The sequence below is a fragment of the Flavobacterium aquidurense genome, assembly GCF_002217195.1.
Taxonomy (GTDB): domain Bacteria; phylum Bacteroidota; class Bacteroidia; order Flavobacteriales; family Flavobacteriaceae; genus Flavobacterium; species Flavobacterium frigidimaris.
In genome coordinates, this window is record NZ_MUGR01000035.1 from 83,414 (window position 1) to 104,684 (window position 21,271).

Below are 21,271 nucleotides of genomic sequence, written 5' to 3' on the forward strand. Positions count from 1 at the left end.
GCAGTTTTTTTTGTATTTCTATTAATATTTGAATTTCTTCAAACTGCTATCTAATTCATTTTTCGAACCTGAAAAAGGAACCAGATAAAAACTGTATTGATAATCTCCTGACTTGATCTGATATTGTTCTAACGGCTGCGCTACTGTAGTCCAACTGTCGTTTCCTCCCACTCCCATTTGGACCAAATCGATATTTACGGTTAAAAATCCCGGATCTTTGAGATCAAAAGTATGTTTGGCGGCACTTAAATTTTCCTGCGTATACGGCCATGCGCTCATGCTTAAAACTTTGGCATCATCAACTACCAACAAACCTTTATTTTTCTGAGGCGTTGTAAAAGCCATCCATCTTACTTCTGTCCTGTTTGCATTTTCCTGAGGTTTTACATAATGCTCCAGAAAATCATTAATTGGCAAAGAATATTTCCCTACGAAGGATCCAAAACTTCTGTCGCTGTAATTCTCCAATTCTCCTTTTCCGTACCATGAAATCTGATCGAACTTTCTTTGCACTCCCATTTGCATTCCAATTTTTGGAATGTTGGGTAATTTGTTTGTTGCTTTTAGGTTGTAATCGACTTTTATAATTCCGTTTTCATTAATTTTATAAACAACCTGTACTTTGGCACTGTCTTTTATAACTTCATATTCGCTTGTAATTATCGTTCCGTCAATAGCAATGGCCATTTTGGTACTTATCACTTTTGGTTTTGCCTGATACCATTGTTTTAAAAGTTTATGCGATTTCCAGCCTCTTTTATCATTATCAGTAAGCGGTCGCACAAAATTAGGCAACAATGGAGCAAAAACCTGTTCTTCGCCATTGAAAACATAAGAGCTCAGGGCTCCGTTTGCCTTGCTAATACTAATTTCAAAAGACTTTCCTTTAATTTTAAAATCAGAATCTGTTTCTGTGGTTTTATATTTAGAATCTTTTTCTTTAAAATCAATTACAACATCTTGTTTTTTTAGCAAAAACTGATCTTCCGCAACAACGTAACCTTTTGTTGCCCATAATTCATCTTTTGAAAGTTGGAATTCGATATTCAGAAAATACTCGGCATCTTTTTTCAGTTTTGGTAAATATTGTTTTACATTTAAAATAACAGATTGTCCCGCTTCTAAATTAAAAGGTTTTAATACCTGAGTTTTGATCACATTTCCGTTTTCTAAAATTTTTAAAACCGGAATATAGGCAGCTAAAGATTTTACGGCCTGACGATTTTTAATTTCTAACTGAAAATTGTCTTTTAAAGTACTTGTCGCTGGCTGATAAATCCATTTGTTCTCATAAATAGAACCTTTTGGTTTTCCGTTAGAATCAACAATTCCTTTTGTATTGAAATTTCCGTCATGGTATTTTTCTCCGAAATCTCCTCCATGAGCAAAAAATTCCTGACCTGTTGCAGGATCTTTTTTCACTAATCCCTGATCTTTAAATTCCCAAATACAACCTCCAATAACTCTTGGTAGTGAACGAAATTCATCCCATAATTCTTTTAAATTCCCAACCGAATTTCCCATGGCATGAGAATACTCTACAAAAATAATTGGTCGTGTATCTTTCTTTTGATCTACTAAAAATTTAGGTGTAAAAACTCCCGGATAGAATCGGCTTACCATATCCACATACGGCTCGTCCTGCGGGTTTTCGAATCGGTAAGCGTGATCGATTGTTTTAGGATATCTTGGGTCAAGCGGATCGATATATCCGTCTAATCGTGGGTTTCCTTGCGCCGGTTCGTAATGCACCGGACGTGTAATATCAAAATCGTGAACCCAACCCGCCATTGCAGCATGATTTGGTCCTTTTCCGCCTTCGTTTCCTAAACTCCAGAACACAACCGACGGATGGTTTTTATCGCGTTCTACCATTCTTGTCATGCGCTCCAAATACGCATTTGTCCATTTAGGGTCGTTGCTTAATTTTCCGCCAATTCCGTGTGTTTCCTGATTGGCCTCGTCCATTACCATGATACCATATTGATCACATAAATCATAAAAATAAGGATCGTTAGGATAATGACTGGTTCTGATAAAGTTGAAATTGAACTTTTTAATGGTTGTAATATCTTCTTTAATATCTTCTCTTGTGACAGCTTTCCCTCTTGTTGGATGTTGGTCGTGACGGTTTACGCCATATACATACGTCTCTTTTCCGTTGATGAGCATTTTGCCGTTCTCTTTAGAGAATTCAACGGATCGAAAACCAACTTTACAGCTTTTAGCTTCAGTAATATTTCCGTTTGCATCTTTTATCGACATCACCAAAGTGTACAAATTAGGTTCTTCTGAACTCCATTTTTTTGGATTGCTGATATTTTCCTTGAACATTCCAAAACGTACATTATCCAAACGGGGATAACTTTCGTTGATCATATCGATCACCGGTTTTTGAAGTGGTGCTTTGAATAAAGCCACATTATTGGCATCGTATAATTGTGCCTGAAAAGTATAATCTTTGATTTTTTCGCCTGTTAAGTTCTCAACTTTTGGACGTAATTGAAAAGAAGCGTCTTTGTATTGCTTGTCTAATTTTGTCTGATAAAAGAAATCCTGAATGCGTAATTTTGGCTCTGCCATAATAAAAACCTCACGCTGGATTCCGCTTACACGCCAATGATCCTGATCTTCAAGATATGAACCGTCTGTCCAGCGAATTACCTGAACTGAAACTACATTCTCCCCTTCTTTCAAATAAGGCGTAATATCAAATTCCGATGGCAGAAAACTATCTTCTCCATACCCCAGAAATTCTCCGTTAAGCCAAACCTGAAATCCGGAACTTACAGCGCCAAAATGCAAAGTTACCGTCATATCTTTCCAATTTTCAGGAACAGTAAAACTGCGTTGATAAGAACCTACTCCGTTATAATCTTTAGGAATAAAAGGAGGATTTATAGGTCTAAACGGATAAACGGCACTTTTATAAATCGGAATATCGTAGCCTTTCAATTCCCAATTAGACGGCACTTCGATTTTATTCCAACCATTCACTTTTCCTTTATAAAAATCTTTCGAAGCTTCTTTGAGATTGGTTGCGTATTTAAAATCCCAATCTCCCGTCAGCATTTTTAGCCGGCTTTTGGTTCTGTCGCCTTTTAAGGCATCTTCAACATTGGTATACGAATATGCCGTTGCTCTGGAGGGTTGTCTGTTGATACTCGTAACTGTTGGATCTTCCCAAGGTGCAAATTCATATTTTTTTGGTATTTCAGGAATTCCCGCAGGCTCGCCTGTTACAGATTGTGCCTGAATGCTGACTGCTAACAGTAAGAAGTAAAATGTGAAATGTAAATTGTGAATCGAAACTCGAAACTTGAATAACCACTGACCTATTTTAACCATAATATTTTATATAACTGCAATCTGAATACTGAGACTGCGACTGAATACTTTTATTTCTTCTCTTTTTTCTCCGGTGGTGCGACAAAATTCGTTTCGCTTTTCCCTAAATCTTTTGATGTTGCAACTGCAATTCCTCTTTGTTCTGCTTTATTTACGGCACAATAAAAGTGATACACTACTCCATTATGTTTTACTACAAATGATTTATGCGCAAACATATTATCATAAGGTTCTGAAGATTTGATTAAATCATCGCCTTTCCAATCTGACCAGTTTACTAAATCATTCGAAACTGCAAAACGGTTAAATGCACCTTGATTCCAACCCGTCCAGAAAGCTCCAAAATAGAACATCACCCAAGTATCATTGATACGCTGAATATAGGCATCTCCTGAGATTCCTTTATGATGATTGATTAAAGGTTTATTACCATAACGTTTCCATTGTTTCATATCGTCCGATACTGCCATAGCAATACGCTCTGCGCCTTTAGCAGGATTTATGCTATCACCACGAGCATTATAATACATGATAAAATTGTGTCCTGTCAATTTATCCTTATCACGAATCACACTATTTTTATACATCGTACTATTATCCCACCATTTAGCATCTTTGTCTTTTGGCGTTAAAACCGGATTTTCTAATCTTTGAAATTCGTGCGGTTTTGTTGGAGATTCTTTAGTATAAGCCATCCCGATCGATAATACTCCGGCTTCGTAACCTTTGCTGTCTCCTCCAAAATAACTCATCCAGTATTTGCCATCGTATTTTCCCCATTCATAGCTTCCACCCCACGTTGGATCTTGCAATGAAATATATCCTGCTTTTTGATTGACATCCCAGTGTTGTTCGTTTTCAGAGAAAGACATTACTTTTCCTAAATGTTTCCAATGCAATAAATCGTCACTTTCTGCCAGCCAGGTTTCGTATCCTCTTCCGTCATAGATTAAATAGGTCATGAACCATTTGCCGTCTTTTCTAAATACACTCGGGCAATCCATTTTATAGGAGTTGTCTGTGGGAACCATTACTAAACCGTATTTGTAAGGCGTTTTGATTTCGTTGTAGATCTCCTGCATTACAGTTTCGTTGATGTCTCTTTTCTTGTATTTTTGAGCTTTGCAACTGCTTATCAAAAGTGCTGCAATGGCAATAAATAGGTATTTAATTTTCATGTTTTATATTTTGGCTACGAAGACGCTAAGCACTAAGTTTTTTTGTTTTTCTTTATTAATCTCTGCGGTGAAATAATCGCGCAAAGTCACAGAGCCGCAAAGTTTCTCGACATATTATTCTATTCTCTTTTCAACTCTTGCAATCTGGATTCCATTACGTCTTTGTTTAGTTTTACTTTTACCATTCCCATTGGGTGAAATCTTCTTTTCAGGTCAATTCCGGCGTAAACAATGGTGTAAACGTCATTTCCTTCTGGAATTAGACATAATGGTGTTCTCATAATATCCCACCATTTATCGACTTTGGTTTCTATAGGAAGATATCTGGCTTCCTGCCAATTTTTACCATCTTTTGATAATGAATAGGCAATCATATTGGGTAAATGATGTCCCCAGCCGTCTGGCCCACCGTCAAAAATGGCAATGTATAAACCGTTGGGTAACTGACTCACAATCGGATTCTCAACAAAAAACGGATGCATCGTTTTAATTGGATTATTACCTTCTTTTATTCTTGACCATGGACCTTCTAAACTTTTTGATTCGGCTAAAGCCACAAACCAGCCTTTTCCTGATTTCTTTGGATAATCCGCCCAGGAATTAAAAGGATAAGCTCCGCTATAAAAACCAAAATACTTATCGCCTACTTTGTATGGAAAAAAAGAAGCCACACCCTGACGTCCTTCCCACGGTTCTGAGTCTAATCCGGGTTCCATGATAATGCCCATATCTTTATATGGACCACCAATTCCATCGATTCCCTCTACTGTTGATTCGCATCTCCAAATCCTTCCAAAAGAATGGTTCGGTTCTATTTCTTTACTCACTGTATAGGCCAAATAATAGCCGTACCATTTGTTTGCCTTTTCGTTAAAAACCGGCATATACGACCAAATAGCGGCACGGCGATCATTCATTGGGTTATCGTCTTCGGTTAGGGCGTATGTTCCGCTGGCCTGATAAATTGTTGACTCTCTTTTCCAGTGAATAGCATCTTTACTTGTCCAGTGTCCAATACGGGTTTTTACACGATCATAGTAATAATCAACCCCTTTTTCTCCTGCCCTTTCGGTTGGAAACATGTGATAGGTATCACCTACTTTTACCACACGTCCTCCTTCAAAACCACCTTGAATTCCTTCGGTTCCGGGCATTCCTTCTTCTACAACAGGTTTATTTTCTCCGCCTATAATTTCGAATAGCGGTTTCTCATCTGAAAAACCTTCCACTATATAAGTCGGATTCCAAAGATTTCCGTCCGGAAGTGCCGCGTTTCTAAAAGCTAGTTCCTGATTGTTTTTTGCAACTCCTAAAACTGCAAATAATCCTTTTCCGGGATGTATTGTCTGAGTTCCTTTTGGATATGAAATCGCATAAACATTTACTGGCGGTAAACCTGTAATTGTCACACCATTTTCTAATACTAATTTTGCATTTTGCAATTTATCAGCCTGAAGATATTCTGTATTGTTTTCCTTAAAAACACCAATTAAAACCTGAACTGGTTCTTTAAATTTTAATTGTAAAGCAGTGTTCGTTCCATTTTTATAAACATTCAAAGGAAGTTCGACACCCTGCAAACCTTGCAATTCTGGAGATAAACGAACGATATTATGTTTACTTCCTGAAAAAACATGCGCGTATTGCGTTGTTTTGAATGTTTTGTAATTTGATTTTACAACTTCAAAAGAAGCTGGTTTCCAAGCCTGGTTTTGTGCCAGAACTGAAAATTGAAAGCAAACTGAGAATACTACCAGAAAAGCTGTTTTTAATTTGAAATTGTATTTTATATTTTTTGAAAACATTGTTTTTTATTTTTAATTGACTCGCGAATTTCCCCAATCTTGTAATTTCGAATAAAGAGGAATCGCACTAAAAATTCCGTAACTATAATCGACAATCTTTTGGGGTTTTGCGTGTGATTTCTTCTTTGTCGAAATGACACAACTAGACGTAAAAATTATAGCGCTTTATAACTTATTTTATATTCTACATTAGGCTGAATAATCAATTGGTATTTATTTTTAGCCAATGTTTCAATTATTCCTGAATTTGATTTGGGCTTGCCTGAACTTTCAAAAACTAATTTTCCTTCGCCTTCAGCTGCTTTTACTTTGATTTCTTTGGTACTGCAATACAATTCGACTTCTCCGTTTGGTGTTGGAACTTTTCCCTGCATCCATTGTAAACCGCCTAAGTTGGGTTTAATTTCATACTCAGAATATCCCGGCGAAGTTGGTTTTACGCCCAAATAATATTTCCCTAACAAATAAATTGGACTTGCTCCCCAAGCATGGCAAAGGCTTTTCCCGTAAGGACGTCCATACATGGCTAAATGGTCTGCTCCTTTTTTGTTTGGGTTATATTCTTCCCAGAAAGATGTTGCACCCTCTTTTAGCATTCCGCCCCAATAGTCTTTCATTTCTTTTAAAACGTAATCCTGTTCTCCCATAGCACACAAAGCCTCCAATTCGTAAAAACGCATGTATGGTGTTGTGATTTTAAGAATATTATCATTGAGCAACACTTTATTTTTTATACTTTGTTTTTGCTCTTCATTAAAATAATTAAAAAAAATACCGAACATATTAGCGTATCTCGTGACAATTTCTTCCACTTTTCCGTTTATGCGCTGGTGCTTCATGACGTTTTGTTTTTTATCCCAAAAAACATCAAATAATTTTGTTTTTAAATCATCCGCTAATTTTTGATACTGCTCTTCATCTTGCTTTTCACCAGCAATTTCAGCACTAACTACCATCGCTTCTAAACTTCTTGCTAAAAGCATTTGCTCAAAACTAACCTCGCCTGTTTTTGGCAGTCCGTCAGCCCAATCAATAAACACCCAATCGCCTTCTAATGGTTCGAGGAATCCGCTTGTATTTCTTCTTTTTAAACAGAAATCCATAAGTGATTTCATTCGCGGATAAAAAGTTTTGATAAATTTCGTATCGCCTGTGTGCAAATAATAATCGTAAACACCCACAAACCAATAGAGCGAATAATCCATTATGATATTAACATGAGCCGTCACAGGTTCTTTTCCACGAAGCGCTAACATGGTTCGTTCTACAGAAGCCGAATCAAAGAATAAATAATAATTCATTAAATAACTTTGATAAGCGTCGCCAGACCAAACCCAGCGGTCGCGTTTTATTCCGTCTATAAAAAATTCGCGAGATGTTAAATGCATCGTATAAGCCGAAACATCCCAAATTTGATTCAATTGTTGGTCTGAAGATTTGAATGCACCACGATAGTCTAATGGTAAGTATTCATAAAGCATCGAAATAGAATCGTATTTTACCGTTGCATCTGCTTGTACCTGAACATAGCGGAATGCTTTTGATCCATTATGTGTGTACGTTTCAGGCTGATTTCCATCAAAAGATAAATGATCTAATGTTTCGCATCGAGCAGAATCCAGCGCTTCCTCACGAGATTCACCATAATAAAGTGCCACTTTACCTTTTCCTTTTAAACCGTGAATTTTAATGTAACCAAAAGTTTCTTTACCGAAATCTACTAATGCGCCACCTCCTATTTTTTCTGTTTTTTTAGCGTTCATAGGTTTGGTTGTAAGTTTAAATCCCGAAGGCTTATTCTCCGGCGCATCAAAATTCCAGGAACCAACAGGTACCCATGGTGTGCCGGATTGTTGTGCTTTTCCGGTTTCATCAATCCAGAGTTTATCTTCATTGGTCACCTTCCAGGATGCATCAGATTTAACATACTTACCATCTATATAAATAGCCGGCAACACTTCCTGATTATACACTTTGAATGAAATTTTGTGTTTTCCGGCAGGAATTGCTATTGATTTTGGCTGCCCATACACCTGAACGCCATCTAAAAGTAATTGAAAAGGTCCTTCTGAATAGATTTTTACCTCGTCTGGCTTTGGAATATCTACTTCTGTTTGAAAAGTTACCAGGGCATAAGGACTATAATATTGCCAAAGCGGCGGAAATACTGCTTCGCGTTCTGTACGTTTTACCTGCATTTTATTACTTAACCAAACTTCAAAATCTCCTGGATACCAGATCCATGTCGCTTCTTTGGATTTTTCCTGCGCAAACAGAAAAACAGAAGGACAAAAAATAAGACAAACAAACAAAAATCTGGAAATTGAAAATTGGTTCTTCATATAAAAATAATTTAAGGCTAAAGATAAATGTTATTTTTACATTTCACAACCTGTACTGTCCTGTTTACACGGAATAATTAACCTTTTTTATACCATGACCGTAATTTTAGTCCCATTTTTTTATTTAATTCTTTAAATTTTATTTGATTTTTTTCCAAATAGATAATGAGTTGTGAGATTTATCATTCATTGGTTTAGAAAAGTATAGATATAAAAAATGCTTCAGGAATTCTGAAGCATTTTTTTTTATTATTTTCTAAAGTTTATCTGAATCTAATTGCCATTAAAAACAAAATACAAGCATAAAATTACAATCCCTAATAACCCAAACAACAGTTTTACTTTCTTGCTGGTTTTAGGAATATCAACTTCAACTGAAAAATTGGTTTCAGGGCTTTTATCCAATAATGAAATGATAACTGCCCCAATTAATAAAACGGCAAAAATGTAAAAGGATATCAATAAAAAGTGTGGCCAAATGGTGTAAACATCGGCAGGGAAGATCCAGAGATATAAAACCCCAACAAATAAACTAAAAGCAGATCCCCAGGAAAGTGTGGCATTTACCGCTTTTTTTGTGGTGCGTTTCCAGAAGATACTCAACAAAAACACAACGGATAACGAAGGGGCTAAAAAGCCCAAAACAGCCTGAAATATATTGAATAAATTTTGTCCCTTTATATTGTCGATTGCCACTGCAATTAGAATAGCAAACAAACATCCGGCTGCAATGGTGATTCTTCCTATCTTAATCTGATCTTTTATAGTTGCTGCCGGGTTGATTTTCTTTACATAAATATCATTGGTAAAAACGGTGCTTAACGCATTTAGCGACGAACCAATTGTTCCTACCAAAACAGCAATCATCACACAAATTACCAAACCGTTCATTCCGCTTGGGAACAAATTTGTTACCATGGTCATATACGCCAAATCAGAGTTGTTGCCTAATTCAGGATATAGCGCATAACAAAGGATTCCCGGTAAAATAAACAAAGGCAAAGCCATAACTTTTAGCCAGCCAATGAAATTTACCCCTAATTGCCCCTGTTCCAGATTCTTTGCACCTAAAACGCTTTGAACCATCGATTGATCTGTACAAAAAAAAGCCACAGCGGCCACAGGATATCCTAATAAAATCGCTGGCCACGGATAGTGCGCATCGTTTGCCGGCTGTACTAAATTCCAGAAATTAGACGGTGTTTTAGCAATTAAAACATCGATTCCTCCTAATTTTTGCAGCCCTAAAAACGAAAGTGTTAATGAAACCACAATCAGCAGAATCATCTGAAAAACATTAACTTTGGCAATGGCTTTTAATCCTCCTGCGAAAGTAAAAATTCCTGAAAAAATTACTAAAACGGTCACACTTTGCCACATCGGGATTCCAAGAATCTGACGCACTAAAACACCTCCACTAAATAATCCTAACGATAACCAGCTTACCAAAATTTTGACTAAAGCGTACCATGCCAAAATATTTTGTGTGCTGTCGCCATAGCGTTTTCCCATATATTCCGGCATTGTGCTTACTTTGCTCGCAATATAACGCGGTGCAAAAACCATTGCCAAAAGCAGTAAAAAAACAAAAGCATACCATTCGAAATTTCCCGCTACAATTCCGGTGGCGTAACCAATACTTGCAAATGCCAATAAGGATGACGGACCCACATTTGTTCCCCACATATTGAAACCGATGCTGTACCAGTTTAGTGAATTTCCGGCGAGAAAAAGTGTTTCGTTTTTCTTGCTTTGCTTGACACTAACGACCCAGCCAATGATTAATAAAGCCACCAGATAAACGGCAACAATTACAAAATCAAGCGTTGTTAATTTATCATAGATGCTGTTCATAGTCCATATTCATTAAGAACGTCAGCTATTTTTACTGGCAATCCGGTTTGCAGTGATCTGTCCATTGCCTGTAGTAAAGCTACGGTTCCAATTCCTTCTTCCATGTCCGGATAGGCAGTAAAGTTGAGTTCGATGCTGTCTACAAAATATTCCAGATAATTTTGATATTCTCCTGCGTGATGGCTTTGTCCTTCAAAACGGAAATAATGTTTTAAGGTCGAATCTCCCCACGTAATTACTTTTTCTTCCCCCGTTTTGTCTGTAACGGCATAACGCAATTCATGATAATCAGCCTGACTTGCACCTTGAGTTGCTCTTAAAATAGTGCTCATTCCGCTGTCTCTTTGCGCAGGCTGCGTTGGAGAGGTATAAACACCGCTTACTCTGGCAATTCTTCCGTCTGCGGCCTTGAAGATAAAATGCATCGTGTCTTCGTTTTTCAAGCCCGCAGCACTTCCGTTACTACTAATCATTCCGTAGCCCATAACTTCTTGAATGTTGGGTAAATACCATCTGATAAAATCTACAGGATGGCTTAAACCTCCGTACAGCCATTTGAAAGACTGCAACAACGACCATTCTTTTTCTAAAAACCATCTGTGATCTGCGTGATACTGCGCTTCGATAGTGATTAAATCTCCCAGTAAACCTTCTTCATAATCTTTTCGTTGTCTTTTTGCAGGTTCAAAAAATCTTGAACTCTGACCTATAAAAACCTTTTTACCTGTTTTTTTACTGAGTTCTAAAAGTGAAGCAGCATCTGAAAGATCATCGATAAATGGTTTGGTACAAACTACATGTTTACCATGCAATAAAGCTTGCTTTATATGTTCTGCATGCAAATGATCGGGTGTATAAATGGCAATGATATCAATTGAATTATCCTTTAATAAATCATCATAATTGGTGGTATAGGAATGGAAATCGAATTCCCTTGCTCTCTTTTTACACAATTCTTCATTTCTGTCGCATACTTTTACGAGTTCTAATTTTGAACTTCCTAAAGCAGCAGACATGGTGCTTCGGCCTTCTCCGAGTCCTAAAATGGCTATTCTTAACATTTATATTTTTGGTTTGATAGTTAGATTTTCTATAGTATCCTAACAGGTTTCTAAAACCTGTTAGGTATTACTTTTTATTTATTTTTTGCCACAGTTTAAAAAGGCTTAAAGGATTTTCAATCTGTGTTAATTCTTATATCCCAATAGCTAGCGGGAGTATCTTACCTTTTTATTGGCATTAAGCATACCTAAGAGGTTTTGGAAACATATTAGGATAAGTAATATGTCATTATTTCGTCTCTATTTTATTTAAGAAAATCCAGGTTTCGTCTGGTTTTGCGCCTTGAATTCCGGTTTGGTATTTTTTCATTAAAGCATTCCATTCCTCAACACGTGGATTGTTTTGAGTGGTCTTCGGGTTTAATTTATCCAGATTTTCTCCTTTGGGAATACTGATAATCAATATCAATTGTTTTTCATTTTTAAAAACCTGCAACTGTTGAAAATCAGCATTACAGAAACCTTTTGCGATTTCAGGCCATTTCTCGAATTGCGTGGTATGATAATCTACATATTCCTTTTGCAATTTTGAATCATCAACCAAATTGGCTGTCAAAACAACATTCTCCCATTCAGATGCCGGTTTTGAATCTTTGCATCTGTCAAAATTTTGGAAATCATAAATCGGATTTTCATAGATTTTAATTTGAAGGGATGGAAAAGCCAAAGCCAATTTTCGCTTTGTTCTTTCAGGCTGATTCATTTTTCCGTAAATCACCAGACGATTTTTCCATTGGTACAACGATTCACCTACAATTCTAAATCCTTTTATAGTCGATTTTATTTTTTCGATATCAAAGTCAGATCCTATCAATTCTATCGCAACCGGTTTTGGTAATTCTTGTAAACCCCAGCTTTCATCAATAAAAACCTCTTTTGTTAAATCCGTATACGGCGCTCTGATTCCGGCTGCCTCTTTGATTCTAGTGCTTACATACGGATTATTATCCTGCCAGATATTACCTTGAGGACCATTATTGTTTTTTAGGATTTTCTCGGTCGCAATCCAATTGTTTTTGATTGTAAATCCCTGACTTCCTTCATCTGTATACAAATACAACCACAAAAAAGGATCGTGCGCATAAGGACTGTTGTACACCTTATCGATATAATTCTCTTCAATTCTGCTGTTTGGCTGTGAAGAAAGGGTATAAATTCCTGAAACATCATGCAAATGTTTGGCATAATGATGAATTTTATTTCCAAGGATTTTATTGTTTTTCATTACGTTTGCCGTATGTGTCCAGCCCCATCCCATTGCGATTCCAGAGTAAGATACGTCTGAAATTTCGTTGTGTTCAATAGTAATATTACGAACAAAACCTGCACTGATTCCCAGTGTTCCCCAGTCTTCAGTGGTAACGTTTGTAATCAAATTATCAGCAATTAATTCATCAGAACAAATTTCTCTTTCATCTTTTACATTTAATGGTAAATGCGCCTCGAAGGCTTCTTCTGAAAATACGCCAACATTTATAGCGCTTCCACCAATGTCTTTGAATAAATTTCCTTTTACTGTATTGTGATTTGTTCCTTTATTCAAATCCAATCCTGTTGAGGCTAAATGCTCAAAACGACACGATTCAAACTGAATATTATTTGCATAATTCACTTCCACAGCCGCTCTTGGCCTGCCTACCCACGCCTGGTTTTCTAAACTGGCCTGATTTGGAGTTCCCGGAATCTTTAATTTATAAGCATCTAATAAATACAAACCAGATTGCAACGGAACATGACCTTGCTGCGAAGGACGAAGCCAATTGCTGTATTGAAATGAAATTCCTTTAAATCTAAAATCATGTACGGGAGTATCTATAGTTCCCTTTACTTCTACTAAATTTTCTAAAACAGGAACCGTTACTTTAGCCGAATTCATGTCTTCGCCAGCTCTTGGAATATAATATATTTTTGCGCTTTTTTTATCCAGATACCATTCTCCGGCTTCATTAAGCATCGAAATTCCGTTGTTTAAATAGAAAGCTGAATTTCCGTTATTTTTAGAAATCCACGGTGCCGGCCAAGGATGTTCGCTTTGAATGCGGCTTTCCGGCTCTTCAAACGAAAGTCTGGCGCTGTCTTTTTGAACTTCGATATTTTTGATTCGAAGATTCGCAACCGACCACCATTGTGTGATGAACATTTCCATTCCGGGCTCAAACTTAATCGACTTGTCTTTAAACGGAATCCAGCACGTTTGCGATACATGATCCCATGACAAAATACGATCCATCGTTTTTCCGGCTGTACTCTTGGCTCTCACCGCTTTTTTATCATTGACCCATAACTGACGGTAATTGATAATTTCACCAGCAATTTTAGGCGCATCAGCAACCCATACATTGGCTTTTTTTACACCATTTATAGTCGTAACTTTTTTCCAATTTTTAATTTCAAATCCACCATTAATAATTGGTTTTGCATTTAGATCTGCTACTATTGTTGTTGGACTTTCCGGAGTTCCTGAATCTTCAGGTCGCACAAACAAGGGTTCGTTTAAATAATAAGTACCATTCATTACGATAATCTGAATCCCTCCTTTTACAGACGGATCTTTTAGTCGGCGTAATTCTCTGGCTTTTCGCATTGCCATTTGTACTGTTGCCACAGGATTTGATTTTGTCCCTACATTAGTATCTTTTCCAGTTGGAGAAACCCAAATTTCTGCAGCGTTGGCTGAAAAAATAGAAAAGAAAATAAAAAGAACAATGAAAATTTTATGAAAAGAATTTGAATGCATTATTTTGAATTTTTAAACTTTTTTTGGTATTAAAATTATTAGGGATATAATTTAAAGTAATAAAAAATTTACATCAACAGATATTTTAACATTTACCTTAAATATATGGCACAATTTAAAAGAACATAAAAATATAAGTATCCTGTACCCTCCTGCTATTATTGAAATGAACATGGATAAACTATATTTTCTTAACTTTTACTATTTCTTTTGTGGCAATCTTTCAATTAGGAGGAATATTTAGAATATTTTTTTATAGATTTGTGTAATCGATTACATTTATGTTTTATTATTAATGCTCAATCATTTTTTCTTTATCAATAAAAAAACAAGGATCAATAAACAGATTTAGCAAATAAAACCTTCTAATACAGATCTAAATTTTAACCATAATACAATATCAATGAAAACTAACCCAATTAACTTTTTACGTATTGCTTTGGCAATTATGATTGCAAGTTGTTCGCAGAACATTGTCGCCCAAAATTCGAAACCCTATGACACTTACAAGAATATTGAGTTTAAAATGGCGAAAGTCAAAGAACCTGTAATTCCTAAAAACAGTGTCAACATAAAAGATTTTGGTGCTGTAAACGGCGGGTATGTTCTCAATACTAAGGCTTTCGCCGATGCTATAGATGCGGTTTCAAAAAAAGGCGGAGGAAAAGTAATTATCCCTGCGGGAATATGGCTTACAGGACCGATTATTTTAAAAAGCAATCTGGAACTTCATGCTGAAACCGGAGCATTAATCAAATTTTCTCCTGATAAAAGCCTATATCCAATTATCGAAACGAGTTTTGAAGGGCTCAATACATGGCGTTGCATCTCTCCTATTTATGGTAAAAACCTTGAAAATATTGCTTTCACCGGAAGTGGTGTCTGGGACGGATCCGGCGAAGTCTGGAGACAGGTTAAAAAGAGCAAATTAACAGATAGTCAATGGAAAAAATTTGTTTCTTCCGGCGGTGTTCTAAATAAAGATAAAACGAGCTGGTATCCTTCAGAAGTTTTTATGAATGCTTCTAAAGGCGCGGATCAAAACGTGCGTCCGGATTTAAAAATAAAAGAAGATTTTGAAAAAATTCACGACTTTTTACGTCCGGTATTGGTAAGTATTCAAAACAGTAAAAGAGTTTTATTTGACGGACCTGTATTTCAAAATTCTCCAGCCTGGAACATTCACCCACTAATGGTTGAGGATTTAATTGTTAGAAATATTACAGTTCGTAATCCTTGGTATTCTCAAAATGGAGATGGTCTTGATGTAGAATCCTGCAAAAATGTAATCATCGAAAATTCAAGTTTTGATGTGGGTGACGATGCAATTTGTATTAAATCAGGAAAAGATAAAGACGGTCGCGAAAGAGGTGTTCCCTGTGAAAATATCATCATAAAAAACAATATCGTGTATCACGGACACGGAGGTGTGACGGTTGGTAGCGAAATGTCCGGTGGTGTAAAAAACATGCATGTCTCAAATTGCACTTTTATGGGAACTGACGTTGGTCTTCGCTTCAAAAGTAATCGCGGACGTGGCGGTGTAGTTGAAAACATCTATATCTCTGATATTTTTATGACAGATATTCCGTCTCAGGCGATCTCTTTTAATCTGTATTATGGAGGAAAATCGATAGCAGAAACGTTAGAAGAAGGCGGAGACAAAATCATTAATAAAGCAATGCCTGTAAATGTAGAAACGCCACAATTTAAAAACATTTCCATCAAAAATGTAACGATCAAAGGCGCTCAGCAAGCCGTGTTTTTACAAGGTTTACCTGAAATGAATTTAGAGAATATCGAAATCTCTAACTTAATTGCTACAGCAGAAAAAGGTTTTTCGATCATTGATGCTAACGGAATCAAAATCACGAATGCAAAACTGGATATTGCAGAAAGCAATGTATTTGAAATCTACAATGCTAAAAATTTATCTTTAAAAAATGTGGAATTCAATTCAACTTCAGCAAAAGCAATTTCCATTAATGGAGAAGGTTCTAAGAATATTGAATTTACGTCTTCGACTAATTTTGATTTTGCAAAGAAAACTACTGTTGGAACAACTGTTCCTAAAGGAGCTGTGAAGTTTTAAAAAATGTTGGCTGTTAAAAGCGACATGTAAAATGAAAAAAAGCAGGCTTTCCGATTGAAAGCCTGCTTTTTTATTAACTCTTTTTTGTCATTTCAGTCGAAATGACAATTACACCAGACAGGTTTCAAAAAACTGTCGGGTTTAACTGGAGAAATCAGTGTGACAACTTTGCGGTTATTTACAGATTATAAAAAGAACCGGCATTTTCAAACCAAATCTTATTCTGATCTTCTGTTGAAAGTTGTGCTATATACTCTTCTAAAGTTTCTACGACTTCTGAATAATCAGAGGCAACATTTAAAACCGGCCAGTCAGATCCGAACATTAACTTATTGGAAGGGAAATTTTCAAAAATTACATCTAAGTACGGTTTTAAATCAGAAGGTTTCCAATTATTCCAACGGGCTTCTGTTACCATTCCAGAGATTTTGCAGCTTACATTTTCGTATTTTGCAATTTCCTGAATTCCTTTTTTCCACGAAATAATATCATCTGATTTTATATCCGGTTTTGCAATATGGTCGATAACAAAAGGCTGATATGGAAAATGTTTTACCAAATCTACTGCTGCAGTTAACTGACGATGAAAAATAAGAATATCGTAGGTATAATTGAATTGCTTTAAAGACGAAATTCCGTTACGGAAATCTTCTCTAAACATAAAATCATCAGCTTCGCCCTGAACAACATGTCGGAATCCTTTAATTGCTTTTTCTGAAGAAAAATGCGCTAATCTTTCTTGAATATTTTTATCCCTTAAATCAACCCAGCCAACAATTCCTTTTATAAAATCATTTTTAGAGGCTAAATCAACTAAAAAATGGGTTTCTTCTTCAGACTGACTCGCCTGAACTGCGACACAACCAGAAAATTGGTTTTGCTGCAATAGCGGCAAAAGGTCTTCGGGCAAAAAATCTCTTTGAATCTTTTGCATCGAATCATCGATCCAGCTGTCTCTTATGGGATCAAATTTCCAAAAATGCTGATGTGAATCAATACGATTATTCATCTTATATTAATTTACATCACTAATTAAGGCACGATCCAGATGTACGTAACCACCATCAACAAAAACAAATTGTCCTGTAGTATGCGACGAGCGATCTGAAATAACAAAAAGTGCCGTATCTGCAATTTCTTCGGTTTTGGTCATTCGGCTTTCAAACGGAATACTTTTATTGATTTTCTTCAACACAGTTTCTCCATCCGGAAGTGTTTTCAACCAATCATCGTATGCAGGAGTAAAACTTTCTGCGATAATAATGGCATTCGAACGAATTCCAAATTCAATTAAATCAACTGCCCATTCTCTGGTAAGTCCGAGAACTCCGCCTTTCGCAGCAGCATAACCTGAAGTTCCGCCCTGTCCTGTCAGAGCAACTTTTGAACCAATATTCAGGATATTTCCTTTTGACTCTTTCAGGTACGGAAGTGCATATTTTGTCAATAAAAAATAACTCACCACATTCAGTTTCAGCGAATTCATGAAGTCCTCATAACTCGCATCTAAACCTGCTCCGTCATTGACTCCAACATTGTTGATTACGGCATCAATCTTACCGTATTTTGCAACTATTTTTTTAACAGCATTTTCAATTTCAACAGGATCGGTAACATCTGTTTTTACGAATAATGAATCTATTCCTTTTTTTTGAAGTTGTTCGGCATAACCAAAACCTCTGTCATTTCGATCGACAAGTACCGGAATTGCACCTTCATCTGCCAGTCTTTTGATAATTGTTTCTCCTATACTTCCTTCTTTGCCCGCCGAACCCGACACGACAATAATTTTACCTTTTAAATTTAAATCCATTTTTTTACTATGTTAGAAGTAATTTGTTAGATGTGAAATCTGAAATCTGAAATGTTAGATGTGAAATGCAAATCTGAGACCTTAACTGTGAGAAGAGCTTAAAAATAAGTTCAAAGAACTTTTTAATTTACCATCTTCTCACTATTTACATTTCACATCCAACATTTCACACTTTTAAATTTTTACGCTCTTTTCTTATTCTATTTCTATTAATGCTTTAATCACATTATTTTTCGGATCAATTAAATCTCCAAAATTGTCAATCATTTCTGAAAAACTAGTTCTGTGCGTAATGTATTTTTTTGGATCTATTTTTCCGTTTTTAAGACATTCCATTACATATTCAAAATCCTGAATGGTGGCGTTTCTACTGCTCATTAAAGTCGATTCTCTTTTATGAAAATCAGGATGACTGAACGTTAATTCTCCTTTTTGAAGTCCGACCAAAACAAATCTTCCGCCATGCGAAATATAATTGAAAGCATCATTCATTACATTTCTGTTTCCAGTTGCATCAATAACCACATTTGCCATATCACCATTGGTAATTTCAGCCAGTTTTGCAGTAACATTTTCGTTTAACGGATTTATAGTTGCATCGGCATTCAGCTCGTTTTTACAAAAACCCAATCGGTATTCGTTGATGTCCATCACGATCACTTTTGCTCCGGCAATTTTAGCAAACTGAATTAGTCCAATTCCAATTGGTCCGGCGCCCATTACCAAAACAGTATCATTAGGTCCAACAGCCGCTCTTCGAACACCATGCGCAGCAATTGCCAACGGTTCTACCAATGCCAACTGATCATAATCTAATCCTTGACCGTGCAGTAAATATTGCTCGGGAATCGTCACATATTCGGCCATTCCGCCATCAATGTGAACTCCAAAAACTTTGATATTCACACAACAATTGGTTAAGCCATTTCTGCAAGCCACACATTTTCCACAATTGAAATACGGAATAAAAGTTACTTTATCTCCAGGCTCAAAACCTTCAGCGTTTCCTTTTACGTATTCTGCAGCCAGTTCGTGCCCCAAGATTCTTGGGTATTCAAAATAAGGCTGCGTTCCTCCAAAAGCGTGAATATCGGTACCACAAATCCCTATCCTTTTTATTTTTAATAATACTTCACCTTCTTTTGGTTCTGGTATTTCTTTTTCTTTTAATTTGAATTCCTGTGGTTTTTCACATACAATAAATTTCATCGCCCTTTTTTTTATTTTTAGATTACTTTTTATATGCAACTGCAGTTTGTTTACTCGTGCCTAAACCTTCGATACCAAGTTCTACAACATCACCGGCTTTCAGGTAAACAGGATCAGGTTTAATTCCTAATCCAACTCCAGGAGGCGTTCCTGTACTGATGATATCACCAGGAAGCAAGGTCATAAACTGACTTAAATAATGTACTAAATATGGGATTTTGAAAACTAGATTTAAAGTATTACTGTCCTGAAACTTTTTACCGTTTACACTCAGCCACATCGACAAATTATCAACGTCTTTTACTTCATCTTTCGTTGCTAGAAATGGTCCAAGAGGCGCAAATGTATCACATCCTTTTCCTTTAGCCCATTGTCCGCCACGCTCGATTTGAAATTCTCTTTCGCTGTAATCGTTTAATAAAGCGTATCCTGCAACATAATCTAAAGCCTCTGCTTCTTCAACATAACTTGCTTTTTTCCCTACAACAAATGCCAATTCTACTTCCCAGTCCGTTTTCACACTATTCTTAGGAATAACGACATCATCCGCAGGACCACATAACGAAGTGGTTGATTTAAAGAAGATGATCGGTTCTGTTGGGATTGGCGCTCCGGTTTCTTTGCAGTGATCTACATAATTTAAACCAATACAGATTATTTTTGAAGGTCTCGCTACAGGCGATCCTAAACGCACATTTGCATCCACTTCTGGTAAAGCAGGATTACTCTCTAATGCTTTTTGTAATTTTTCTAAACCCTTTTCCTCAAAAAAACGCTCGTTAAAGTCTGTTACAATCGACGAAACATCATATCTTTTATCACCAATTAAAACTCCTGGTTTTTCTTTTCCTATCTCTCCAAAACGTATTAATTTCATATTTTTTATTTTTATTGTAAGTTACTAAGTAGCTAAGGTTCTAAGATGCTAAGTTTTTCTTGGTGTTAAGTTTCTTAAGTGACTAACCTTTTAATTTTTTTTAAACCTAGAGTCTTAGTAACTCAGAACCCCAGTACCTTTATTTAATTATTTAATTTAATAAATCCTCCGTCGATTGGGTAATCGCTTCCGGTAATAAATCCTGCTTCATCACTGCACAGATATAAAGCTAAGGCTGCAATTTCATCCGGTTTCCCCATACGTCCGATAGGTTGGGATTGTGACAATTTCTCGAACATTTCAGCTTCTTTTCCAGCATAGTTTTTCGAAATAAAACCATCTACAAAAGGCGTATGAACCCTTGCAGGAGAAATCGAATTACAACGGATATTTTCTTTGATATAATCTTTTGCCACTGATAATGTCATCGCCATAACTGCTCCTTTTGCAGTAGAATACGCAAATCTGTCCGGAATACCTACCCAAGCCGCAATGGATGCCATATTGATTATCACACCACCTCTAGAAAGCCGAAATTGCGGAATTGCTGCAAACAAACAGTTGTAGACTCCCTTTACGTTCACCTCCATCACACGATCAAAATCAGATTCGGGTGTCGTGTCAACTTTACCCACATGAGCAATTCCGGCGTTATTGATCAGAATATGTATATTGCCAATGGCTTCAAATGTTGCAATAACCTCTTTTTGGTTTGCCACATTACAGGCATGCGAAAATACATTTCCGCCTAGTTTTTTTATATCTTCAACTGCTTCCTGAGCACTTTCGAGCCTGAGATCAATGATATGTACTTCTGCTCCCTGTTTGGCAAAAAGTGTTGCAATTGCTCTTCCAATTCCGCTACCGCCTCCTGTTATTACTGCTTTTTTATTTTGTAATGAAAACATATTTTATTCCTGTTTAGTCCTTATTTCTATCGTTGTAGTGTTCCTAA

At 36.4% G+C, this 21,271-nt stretch carries 13 protein-coding genes; 1 reads left to right on the forward strand and 12 read right to left on the reverse strand.

All coding sequences use genetic code 11. The features are described from left to right. Positions 1 to 21: 21 nt before the first annotated feature. The 7 genes from B0A67_RS18210 to B0A67_RS18240 form a co-directional block, all read right to left on the reverse strand. The gene (locus tag B0A67_RS18210; RefSeq protein WP_084074509.1) at positions 22 to 3,348 is read right to left on the reverse strand and encodes a glycoside hydrolase family 2 TIM barrel-domain containing protein; all 3,327 of its coding nucleotides are present in this window, start codon (positions 3,346 to 3,348) and stop codon (positions 22 to 24) included. Between the two features lie 50 nt (positions 3,349 to 3,398). Further along, complete coding sequence (locus B0A67_RS18215; protein ID WP_072958028.1) at positions 3,399 to 4,526, reverse strand: glycoside hydrolase family protein; 1,128 nt, start codon at positions 4,524 to 4,526, stop codon at positions 3,399 to 3,401. 119 nt (positions 4,527 to 4,645) lie between these two features. Continuing rightward, positions 4,646 to 6,331 (reverse strand): glycoside hydrolase family protein, encoded by a 1,686-nt coding sequence (locus tag B0A67_RS18220; protein ID WP_072958025.1) that lies wholly within the window; start codon positions 6,329 to 6,331, stop codon positions 4,646 to 4,648. Positions 6,332 to 6,486: 155 nt separating this feature from the next. Beyond that, positions 6,487 to 8,673, reverse strand: a complete 2,187-nt coding sequence (locus B0A67_RS18225; RefSeq protein ID WP_072958022.1) for an alpha-L-rhamnosidase-related protein — start codon at positions 8,671 to 8,673, stop codon at positions 6,487 to 6,489. A gap of 273 nt (positions 8,674 to 8,946) precedes the next feature. Continuing rightward, a complete protein-coding gene (locus B0A67_RS18230; RefSeq protein WP_072958020.1) occupies positions 8,947 to 10,527 on the reverse strand; it encodes a sodium:solute symporter in 1,581 nt (526 codons plus the stop codon). Then, positions 10,524 to 11,588, reverse strand: coding sequence for a Gfo/Idh/MocA family protein (locus B0A67_RS18235; protein ID WP_072958018.1), 1,065 nt, complete (start codon positions 11,586 to 11,588; stop codon positions 10,524 to 10,526). Before B0A67_RS18235 ends, B0A67_RS18230 begins: the two co-directional genes overlap by 4 nt. Before the next feature lie 229 nt (positions 11,589 to 11,817). Next, positions 11,818 to 14,325 carry a right-handed parallel beta-helix repeat-containing protein gene (locus B0A67_RS18240; RefSeq protein WP_072958015.1) on the reverse strand — a complete coding sequence of 836 codons (2,508 nt, stop codon included), beginning with the start codon at positions 14,323 to 14,325 and terminating at the stop codon, positions 11,818 to 11,820. A 403-nt stretch (positions 14,326 to 14,728) separates the two neighbouring features. On the opposite strand from B0A67_RS18240, the gene B0A67_RS18245 reads away from it, so the two are divergent. Next, entirely contained in the window at positions 14,729 to 16,417 is a 1,689-nt protein-coding gene (locus B0A67_RS18245; RefSeq protein ID WP_072958011.1) for a glycoside hydrolase family 28 protein, read from the forward strand. Positions 16,418 to 16,595: 178 nt separating this feature from the next. Here B0A67_RS18245 and B0A67_RS18250 read toward each other — a convergent pair whose 3' ends face one another. The 5 genes from B0A67_RS18250 to B0A67_RS18270 all read right to left on the reverse strand — a co-directional run bounded on the left by B0A67_RS18250 (position 16,596) and on the right by B0A67_RS18270 (position 21,224). Continuing rightward, positions 16,596 to 17,426 (reverse strand): amidohydrolase family protein, encoded by an 831-nt coding sequence (locus B0A67_RS18250; protein ID WP_072958007.1) that lies wholly within the window; start codon positions 17,424 to 17,426, stop codon positions 16,596 to 16,598. A gap of 6 nt (positions 17,427 to 17,432) precedes the next feature. After that, the gene (locus B0A67_RS18255) at positions 17,433 to 18,230 is read right to left on the reverse strand and encodes an SDR family oxidoreductase (protein ID WP_072958005.1); all 798 of its coding nucleotides are present in this window, start codon (positions 18,228 to 18,230) and stop codon (positions 17,433 to 17,435) included. Positions 18,231 to 18,425: 195 nt separating this feature from the next. Then, the gene (locus B0A67_RS18260; RefSeq protein WP_072958001.1) at positions 18,426 to 19,439 is read right to left on the reverse strand and encodes a zinc-binding alcohol dehydrogenase family protein; all 1,014 of its coding nucleotides are present in this window, start codon (positions 19,437 to 19,439) and stop codon (positions 18,426 to 18,428) included. A 22-nt stretch (positions 19,440 to 19,461) separates the two neighbouring features. After that, positions 19,462 to 20,316 (reverse strand): fumarylacetoacetate hydrolase family protein, encoded by an 855-nt coding sequence (locus B0A67_RS18265; protein ID WP_072957998.1) that lies wholly within the window; start codon positions 20,314 to 20,316, stop codon positions 19,462 to 19,464. 143 nt (positions 20,317 to 20,459) lie between these two features. Continuing rightward, positions 20,460 to 21,224 (reverse strand): SDR family NAD(P)-dependent oxidoreductase, encoded by a 765-nt coding sequence (locus B0A67_RS18270; protein ID WP_072957996.1) that lies wholly within the window; start codon positions 21,222 to 21,224, stop codon positions 20,460 to 20,462. Positions 21,225 to 21,271 lie beyond the last annotated feature (47 nt).

Excerpts from the sequence above, each read along its gene's own strand:
- B0A67_RS18255 (WP_072958005.1), bottom strand. The coding sequence starts at position 18,230 with ATGGATTTAAATTTAAAAGGTAAAATTATTGTCGTGTCGGGTTCGGCG.
- B0A67_RS18270 (WP_072957996.1), bottom strand. The coding sequence starts at position 21,224 with ATGTTTTCATTACAAAATAAAAAAGCAGTAATAACAGGAGGCGGTAGC.
- B0A67_RS18245 (WP_072958011.1), top strand. The coding sequence starts at position 14,729 with ATGAAAACTAACCCAATTAACTTTTTACGTATTGCTTTGGCAATTATG.
- B0A67_RS18240 (WP_072958015.1), bottom strand. The coding sequence starts at position 14,325 with ATGCATTCAAATTCTTTTCATAAAATTTTCATTGTTCTTTTTATTTTC.
- B0A67_RS18230 (WP_072958020.1), bottom strand. The coding sequence starts at position 10,527 with ATGAACAGCATCTATGATAAATTAACAACGCTTGATTTTGTAATTGTT.
- B0A67_RS18235 (WP_072958018.1), bottom strand. The coding sequence starts at position 11,588 with ATGTTAAGAATAGCCATTTTAGGACTCGGAGAAGGCCGAAGCACCATG.
- B0A67_RS18220 (WP_072958025.1), bottom strand. The coding sequence starts at position 6,331 with ATGTTTTCAAAAAATATAAAATACAATTTCAAATTAAAAACAGCTTTT.
- B0A67_RS18265 (WP_072957998.1), bottom strand. The coding sequence starts at position 20,316 with ATGAAATTAATACGTTTTGGAGAGATAGGAAAAGAAAAACCAGGAGTT.
- B0A67_RS18250 (WP_072958007.1), bottom strand. The coding sequence starts at position 17,426 with ATGAATAATCGTATTGATTCACATCAGCATTTTTGGAAATTTGATCCC.
- B0A67_RS18225 (WP_072958022.1), bottom strand. The coding sequence starts at position 8,673 with ATGAAGAACCAATTTTCAATTTCCAGATTTTTGTTTGTTTGTCTTATT.
- B0A67_RS18260 (WP_072958001.1), bottom strand. The coding sequence starts at position 19,439 with ATGAAATTTATTGTATGTGAAAAACCACAGGAATTCAAATTAAAAGAA.
- B0A67_RS18210 (WP_084074509.1), bottom strand. The coding sequence starts at position 3,348 with ATGGTTAAAATAGGTCAGTGGTTATTCAAGTTTCGAGTTTCGATTCAC.
- B0A67_RS18215 (WP_072958028.1), bottom strand. The coding sequence starts at position 4,526 with ATGAAAATTAAATACCTATTTATTGCCATTGCAGCACTTTTGATAAGC.